We start from the raw sequence: 8,637 nt of genomic DNA on the forward strand, positions 1-8,637 counted from the left end.
CTTCATAAGCCTGCTATGACTTCATTAGATGGGTAAATAACATGGCAGTCATGATGGCATCATTAAGGGCATTATGGGCAGGTAATCGCGGGATTTGGTATTCCTCTAGCAGCTTATTGAGGTGTGGTAGTTGCCCAACTTGGCTGGGGTCATGTCGATACTGATTTTGTTGATACAAGCGACTGACATCGACAAGTTTATTAGCCAGTTCCACGCCCAAAAACGGTTTGGCAATGGCATTTAAAAACGCCATATCCATGTCCACACAAAACCCAATTATCGGACGGTTTTTAAGCATTGGCAATAATTGGGTGAGCATCTCGTCATACGATAAGCCATTGTCGACATCTATCGGTCTTAATCCGTGAATCACAATGGTGTCGTGGGTGGGCATCACAGGCGGACGGCATACCAAGGACAGCGCGCTATCGGTATCAATCACAAACCCGTTACTTTCTTTGCGTACCTGTACTGCACCGACACTTAAAATATAATCTTGTTTGGCATTTAGCCCGGTCATTTCTAGGTCTAGGCTCACCCACTCATTGGCGACTTTAGATAGCGGGGTATCAAACAGATAGGCATACTCAGGCTTAGTGAGTCGCTGTTTTTGTCGCTCAAGTTTTTGACCGTCGAACAGATTTTTGATGCGATGAAACATGGCTTTTCTCTAGGCAATTAACGCTATCTATTTAGTTAAAAAATATCTACTTAGTTAAAAAATATCTAGGCGATAATGATGGGTAATGAAGGTTTTAAAATCTTTGACCATCGCCAAACATTCTTTTAACAAGTCTTTTTCCAGTGCTGATAAGTGATTGGGATTTACCGCTCGCGCTGTTCTATCCTGTGTGGTCAATGCCACATCCAATCGTTTTGCCATAAAAAAATCCAGTGCTTCTGCCAGATTTTGCGCCATGGTGTCATCTAGCACGTTTTGCTGTGCCAGCTGCCGCAGTCGGCTTCGAGTATTGGTCTCAGTGATATGATATTCCAATGACAAGGCTCGCACGCCATGGACAATCGGGAATATCCCTGCTTTTTTTAGGTCAATATCGGTATCGCTACCGCTAACAAACTTTTGCCACCAGCCACTGCTATCGCCAAATTGTAGAATCGGTTTGGCAAAACGGTTGATAAAGTTGCTAGTCGCCACATTTTGCGCGCTGACTTGCCAATGTTTTTGCAGCTGCTCAAAGAGCTTAATATCGCCGCAAACAAAATGCGCATCAATTAAGGTCGCAATCCACATCATATCTTCACTACTGCCACTCACATACCATGCCGTGATTTGTCTTTCAAAGGCGGTTGAAGTTTTTCGCCAACGCTCGTTGCTAAGCATAATCTTGCCATCACAATAGGGATAACCCATGTTCGCCAATGCCTCATTGAACTGCGCGGCATAGCTGGGCAGATTGTCATCTTTAAAACCATTGCGGATAATTAGCGCATTGTCTTGGTCAGTACGCAAGATTTGTTCACCACGCCCTTCTGAGCCCATCACAAACAGACAAGTATTGTAGAAGGTGATAGCAGGCACAATCAGCTGCCATACCTTGGCAAACACTTGTAAATTCAAGCTTTGCACCATACGGCTGATAACATGGATTTTGATGCCGCTCGCGTGCTGCTCACGGATAAATTTACCAATCAACTCCACCGCCACCGCAACATCCTCTAGGCTCTGCGCTTGCTCAATACGAGCAACAATAAGATTGGAATGGTTGGTTAAAAAGCTCAGTAATTCGGTTTGTCCCAAAATCCCAATGATTTGACCTTGACTGTCAATAATGGGTAAACGGTGGGTACGAGTTTGTAGCATGGTCAGCAAGGCTTCACTCACATCTTGCGATTGATGCACGGTATGCATTTTAAAATTAGTAAAGTCCAACACAGGCGTGCTGGCAAAATCAACTTTTTGTCCAATCGCTCGGCACACATCGGTTTGGGTAAAAATACCGATGCGCTCGACATACGCTGCGATGGTGGATTTTTCAACGCCTTGTGCGATGAGTTTATCACGCTCCGTTTCGGTCATTCGCGTTTGTGACTTAACCAAAATATGCTTGATGTCAAATTGGTTCATCGCCATCGTGGCTTCATAAAGCGTTGCCGTATCATCGATAAAATGCGGCGGTTTGATATGCTGCCCCAAATTGGCAATCGGTTGATATAGCAGTTTTTGACTTTCACTTTGGGCAAGGCGGGCTTGGTGATGGTTGAGACGGGCAGCGACATCAGCAAACAAGGCGTTTTTTAAGGTGGGATTTTGCTCGGTGATTGCACTTAGCACTTGGCCATCGATACGGTACATCAGACTTTGCTGCTGGGTGATAAAGTTGAACACGCTGTTTTGCCTGACCTTGGTATCAAACCAATCGCCTGCATTTAAGGTAGCAATCAACGTATCGCCTTGTAATTGATGAACAAAGCCTTTAAGGATAATAAAAAAATCCCCTTGCCATCCAGTGGGTATAGGCTGTAAGTTGTCCAAATAGACGATTTTACTGTGCTGCTGCAGATGGGTTCGCTGCTGAGCGCTTAGTGTATCAAACGGGGGCTGGTGTAGATGTTGTATGTCCAAAGTCTGTATCGTTGAGCCACTCATCTCACCATCCTTGTATTGCGGCTAAAAATAAATCTCATGTCCTATGAGCCTTGTTAGATTATAATCAAAGTTGTCTGAGGCAACAATCATGTTTCAACAAATATAGATGGGTCGTGGTGGTATGTAATTTACACCCGTCAAACATATATGTATGGGTAGTGAGTAAACAGATGAATTATTTTGGTTTTCTTTGTTTAGGTCTAGGGATTTTGACATTGGTCGCGGGTATGCTATGTTTTTTATTATCTAAAGTTAGTAAGGAGCCGCCTGTTAGGTATAAAACCCAACGCATTGCGATGGTGCTGTTGCCACTGGCGATTGTACTGCTTAGTATCGGAATTAAATTTAGTATGAGTGTGGTGAATCCTGAGGTGTAAATAACTAGCTTTGCTAACTAAGCCTGATAAATAGACCTGGCAACTAGACCTGGTAACTGGTCTTAACCACAAAATGGAAAATGCAAACATATAACAAAGGTCAGCCTAATATAAGCTGACCTTTAACCTAAATTAACCTAAATTCAAAACAACAATTAAGCGGGCTTGACAGCGACTAGCACACGGATACTATCAGGAATTAAGGATAAATGACCTAGTGCATGTAAGCCTTGTTCTTGCAAACGTTTTAATTGATTGATTTCTGCGTCCCGTACATTCGGATTGATGGATTGCAAATATTGCAGGCGCTCAACTTCACGCTCATAACGCTGATTAAATACCTCTTTGGCTTGCTCACTTATCGCAGGTAATTGCTGGTTTGCCAATGCTACTGCCTGCTCATAGCGCACTTCGATGATGTCTTTACGCGCTTTGATAACTTGGCGCGCTCGGGTTTTGTCCAAGCGATGAATATGCGACACGATCATATCAGGCGCGATTTTATCGCTAAAATCAGTCCCTTGCTGGCTTAAAAACACCCGAATGAGTGGCTTTGGCAAAAATGCGGGTAAATTAAGTAGCTTTGGTGCAATCGCTTCAACACGAAAATTGACTTCGACCAAGACCAGTCCTTCAGGCATGGCATTACTTTGTAAGGTTGCAACCGTGGTATTACCAAACGTGCCTGCGTTGACCGTTTCAAAGATACTTTGCATCAAAGGATGCTCATAAGTCATAAATTCCATGTCTTCGCGTAGTAACGCTTGGTCACGCTCAAAGGTCAAGGTCATACCATCTTCAGGGACAGCCAGTCCTTGCACTTGTACTTCATCACTCGGATGCAGCATCAATGAGCCATCACGCTGTCCACTATATTCCATATTGATGGACGACATAAAGCGTTCAAACAAACGTGGCAACATGTGGGTATCATCAAAATCACGCATGGTGTAAGCGATTTTACTGGCGACACGCGGGCGACAAGAATTGTATTCAAGCAGTCTGTCACGTCCTGCTTGCATGGCTGCTTCTAGTGCGAGGCGCTGGGCGTTGCCTTCTTCAATCAACTGATCTAAAGTAATTTCTTGACCCTCATCCTCGACTTTTTGCCCTTCGAGCAGCGGTTTTAAATCTACAATAAACTGCTCTTGAACGGTTTGCGCCGTGGGTGAGATTTGGTTAAAAATATTTAGCGCTTCGTTATACCAGCGGTACATACGTTCAGTTGCCGTGCCTTCGACAAAAGGTACATGAATGGTAATCTCGTTTTGCTGACCAATCCGATCGAGACGACCAATACGCTGTTCTAATGTATCAGGATTGGCGGGCAAATCAAACAACACTAAATCACTGGCAAATTGAAAATTACGCCCTTCAGAGCCAATTTCAGAAGCCAACAATACTTGCGCGCCTTCAATATCGGCAAAATACGCCGCCGCTTGGTCGCGCTCCAGTAGGGTCATCTGCTCAGTAAAAATCGCGGTTTTAATGCCCGCATGCAATCGTAATACCGCCTCTAAACTCTCAACCGTTGCCCCACTGCGCGCAATCAGTAGCACCTTTTGATGTTTTAAGGTGTTTTTAAGCAAATCAACCAGCCAAGGCACCCGCGGGTCTTGTTCCAGCCAACTGCCATCGGGCTGTAACTCTTCTGGCCATAATTGTTCGCGCAATTTACCTTGGGTGTGATAACTGTCTTGCCAACTTATCGGTAGCGGCAGCGGGTAAGCTATTGAGCGCCGACCTTTGAAGCCAGAAATAAGCTCAGAGACGCTCTCACGGGTGTTGCGAAATAGCACACGACCAGTACCATGACGATCTAACAATTCATTGATGGCGCGCGCACGACCTTGCTCGTCATCACTGATGTCATGACCTAATAACTGGGCTAATGCTGATTTTTGCTTATCTGACAGCGATTGGTCACTCAATAACACTTCAGCAATTGCTGCGGTTTGCGCAAAATTTTCTTCTGCATCGATAAAGTCGTCTAAATCATTAAAACGATTGGGATCTAACAATCGTAACCGCGCAAAATGGCTTTCTAAACCTAACTGCTCAGGGGTTGCTGTGAGTAACAAAACACCTGCGGTTTGTTCAGCCAAATCTTCAACCAAATCGTATTTGTCATTGCCCCCTTGCTCACTGTCCCAATGCAGATGGTGCGCTTCATCCACAACCAGCAAATCAAACCCCGCTTCCAAGGCTTTTTCATGCAAATCTTCATGGTCGAGTAGCAAATCGATACTGGCAATAATCAACTGCTCAGTCGTAAAAGGATTTTGCTCAGGGTCATGCTCTGCAATCGCTGCGGTTCTGACCAAATCAAAAATAGCAAATTCAAGATTAAAACGACGACGCATTTCAATCATCCATTGGTACTGCAAACTATCAGGTACCAAAATCAAAATACGCTCAGATTTGCCGGTGATGAGTTGCTGGTGAATAATGAGACCCGCTTCAATCGTCTTGCCAAGCCCTACCTCATCGGCAAGCAGCACGCGCGGCGCGATACGTTTACCTACTTCATGGGCGATATACAGCTGATGCTCAATAATATCGACACGTGCACCCATCAAGCCTCTTAGTGGATGAGACGCCAAATAGGCTTGGGTACGCAGTAGCTCTTGACGCAGTTCGTACCAATCATTTTGGTGAATACGACTGGCGAGCAAGCGCTCAAGTGGTTTTGCCAAATTAATATTAGCCGCAAGGCGCGTTTCCATAATCGCACGGTCATGACCTTCAACCGAGTATTTATAGACGCCATTGGTCTCTTCAAAATCGCTGACCACATACGATGCGCCATCTTGGTCATGTATGGTATCCCCGACTTTGAAAGTCACACGCGACAAAGGCGCCGATGTCTTGGCATACACACGCGTTTCTTCACTTTGCGGGAACAAAATATGCACGCAGCGTTCATCAACGAGCACGACGACGCCCAGCCCCAATTCATTCTCTGTATCCGACAGATAACGTTGTCCAATCGCAAAATCAGTCATACCGCTTAACCATGCTTCCAAATTAGAAATTTAAATGATGAAAAGTAAAACTGTTTATGATAGCAAAAATTACATTTTCAAGTGAATGATTTTGTTGATAGTGGCTGTTTAGTTATTCATCATTTGCTATCAACGGACTGACGACTGTGATACCTTCGGTTATGAGCGCTTGTGTGAGCATCTCAATATTATACACCGCGTGACCTTTTACCGTATTTTCAAAGTAAATATACAAGGTATCAAAATTGGCTTGTTGATTGGCAATGGTCTTTGCCCAAGCTTGCATTTCTACATTACTGTAGCGATAATCATGCCGCTCGGCCGCCGAATGGGCATCCCACCAGTCTAAGTTTTGCCCATGCATGCGTAAATAACCGATGCGGCTAGTAAACAACAGCCGACTGGGCGGTAAACCATGAATATTTGGGTAGTCCACACTACACCAAATCAAATTTTGCTGCTGAAAACTGGCGTAAACTTGCGGGATATGCCAGCTTTGGTGGCGAAACTCTATCGCCAATGGTAACCCATCAAACCAACTGGTCAAGGTTGCCAAATACTGACGATGTGCCACCGTTCTATCAAAACCATGCGGAAATTGAATCAATAACGCAGCCAAGCAATCTGCCGCCAAGATAGGTTCAATCGCCTGCAAAAAAGCTTGCGCGGTCTCTGCAGTGGCGGTTAATCGGTGGGTAAAATCTTGGTGAATCTTAATCGAAAATTTTAGCTTTCCGTTGGATTTTTTGAGCATACCTTCATACGCTTTTCGACCTAAAGGCGCATAGAAGCTACTATTGATTTCAACAGTGGCATAATGACGACTATACTCGGTTAAAAATTCGGTTTTTTTGGTGTCAGCAGGATATAGGATTCCCAAAAAATCCGTATCACTGTATCCCCCGGTTCCGATATAGATGCTCATAGAAAATTGGTCTACTCAATTGCAAACTTAGCCCATCATTGATTAATAGAAATTAATAAAAGTCGTATATAACGCCATCATCCATAACAAAAACAGCATCGTCAAGGCTAATAGTTGCGCGGCAGAACCTACATCTTTACCAATTTTTGCCAACGGATGATGTTCTGTCGATGTATGGTCAATTGACGCTTCAATACCGGTATTAAACAACTCGACGATAAGAGAAAAAAACGATGAAAACACCAGTATCATTTTAATCGGCATTATAAAAGGTAAAAAAATCAGCGCAATTAATAAAATGCTATTGAGCCATGCAACCTGTCGAAAAGCCGCTTCATTTTGATATGCCGCAACTAAACCATCTTTCGAGTAACCTGCGGCATTGATGATACGTTTGAGACCCGTTTTTCCCTTGGTCTGCGCGGCATACCCATCTAAATGGCTAGCAAATTTATCAGAGCGCTGATTTGAACTAGGTGATGTCATGATGCTAATGGGTTTTAAAAAATTTCCTCATTCTACCATAGATTAATCCTAGAATTTTCACAATATATACTGCCGCGAGCATTGATAGCCCTTGATAAACAAGCTTTGAATCATGCGAATTTAAGGGCAAATAAAATCTATAAATATTGATTGCCATTTTACTGATAATGGCATAAATTCTAAGACTTCTGCTATTTTTTGCAGCAACCACGCCACCTTGCAATTTTTAGTTAGTGTTGTCACCTTATTTGATGAAAAATCTATGATGAAATTACGCGCCACTTGCCAACTCGATTATCACTTTTCCCAGCCAACCCCTGCAGTGTTTCTGCTAAGACCGCAATCAGGTTTAGCACAGCAGATCACTCAAGAAGAATGGCAAGTCACGCCACCCCTAGCAGTTACAAGCTATAACGACAATTTTGGTAACTTATGTGACAGGGTTTTATTTCCGATGGGGGATTACCAAGTTCGCCTAACAGTTGAACTATACACCAGTGAATGGATAGATGTCGCACCCGGTATGCCAAAAACACCGATTGAGCAGCTGCCTTCAGATACAATGGTATATTTGTTACCCAGTCGCTATTGTCTGCCAGAATTTCTACTTCAAGAAGTCCAAATGATAACCCAAGATTTTGCCGAAGGTTATGACAAAGCGGCGGCAATTTGCGCCTATATTCACCAAAACTTTACTTACCAATATGGGAGTAGTACAGCAGAGACCACAGCACTAGACACTTGGCAACATAAAAAAGGCGTCTGTCGTGATTTTGCCCATTTGGGTATTAGCCTGTCACGGGCATTAGATATGCCCGCTCGCATGGTGGTTGGCTACTTATATCAACTTGACCCAATGGACTTACATGCATGGTATGAGGTTTTTATTGGCGATCGATGGTACACATTTGACGCCACGCAATCTGCGCCAAAAGGCGGTCGTGTGATTTTAGGTTATGGAAGGGATGCTGCGGATGTTGCTTTTGCGACTTTCTTCGCGCCATTTGAGTTAAAAGATATGAAAGTTAATGTAGAAAAAATCGATTAATTTTGGCATAGATGTTTGAAATGGAAGCCTTTATTAGAAGGCTTTCATCCCAATTTTTTAATTACCAATATTCATAACTTAGATTGTTGCAAACCCACAAAGCAAAAAAACACCCCCTTTAAACGAATAAAGAGGGTGTTTTGGAATAGGGAGCTGACGATGACCTACTCTCACATGGGCGAACCACA

General features: G+C 43.6%; 7 protein-coding genes. 2 read left to right on the top strand and 5 right to left on the bottom strand.

Features of this window, described 5'->3' with window-relative positions; translation table 11 throughout:
• Window positions 1–13: 13 nt before the first annotated feature.
• Entirely contained in the window at window positions 14–661 is a 648-nt protein-coding gene (locus RTS09_RS10200) for a 3'-5' exonuclease (RefSeq protein WP_312536748.1), read from the bottom strand.
• A 54-nt stretch (window positions 662–715) separates the two neighbouring features.
• Complete coding sequence (locus tag RTS09_RS10205) at window positions 716–2,608, bottom strand: putative nucleotidyltransferase substrate binding domain-containing protein (RefSeq protein ID WP_312536750.1); 1,893 nt, start codon at window positions 2,606–2,608, stop codon at window positions 716–718.
• A 170-nt stretch (window positions 2,609–2,778) separates the two neighbouring features.
• Here RTS09_RS10205 and RTS09_RS10210 point away from each other — a divergent pair, with 170 nt between their 5' ends.
• Entirely contained in the window at window positions 2,779–2,985 is a 207-nt protein-coding gene (locus RTS09_RS10210; RefSeq protein ID WP_312536753.1) for a hypothetical protein, read from the top strand.
• Window positions 2,986–3,140: 155 nt separating this feature from the next.
• Here RTS09_RS10210 and rapA read toward each other — a convergent pair whose 3' ends face one another.
• From rapA to RTS09_RS10225, 3 genes are all read right to left on the bottom strand, one after another.
• The gene (gene rapA, locus RTS09_RS10215) at window positions 3,141–5,990 is read right to left on the bottom strand and encodes an RNA polymerase-associated protein RapA (protein WP_312536756.1); all 2,850 of its coding nucleotides are present in this window, start codon (window positions 5,988–5,990) and stop codon (window positions 3,141–3,143) included.
• Window positions 5,991–6,102: 112 nt separating this feature from the next.
• Window positions 6,103–6,915, bottom strand: a complete 813-nt coding sequence (locus tag RTS09_RS10220) for a DUF72 domain-containing protein (protein WP_312536759.1) — start codon at window positions 6,913–6,915, stop codon at window positions 6,103–6,105.
• 42 nt (window positions 6,916–6,957) lie between these two features.
• The gene (locus RTS09_RS10225; protein ID WP_312536761.1) at window positions 6,958–7,401 is read right to left on the bottom strand and encodes a diacylglycerol kinase; all 444 of its coding nucleotides are present in this window, start codon (window positions 7,399–7,401) and stop codon (window positions 6,958–6,960) included.
• A gap of 262 nt (window positions 7,402–7,663) precedes the next feature.
• Between RTS09_RS10225 and RTS09_RS10230 the strand changes: the two genes are divergently transcribed.
• A complete protein-coding gene (locus tag RTS09_RS10230; RefSeq protein ID WP_312536763.1) occupies window positions 7,664–8,449 on the top strand; it encodes a transglutaminase-like domain-containing protein in 786 nt (261 codons plus the stop codon).
• Window positions 8,450–8,637: the final 188 nt, after the last annotated feature.

It is taken from the genome of Moraxella sp. CTOTU47618 (genome assembly GCF_032017425.1).
Taxonomy (GTDB): domain Bacteria; phylum Pseudomonadota; class Gammaproteobacteria; order Pseudomonadales; family Moraxellaceae; genus Faucicola; species Faucicola tetraodonis.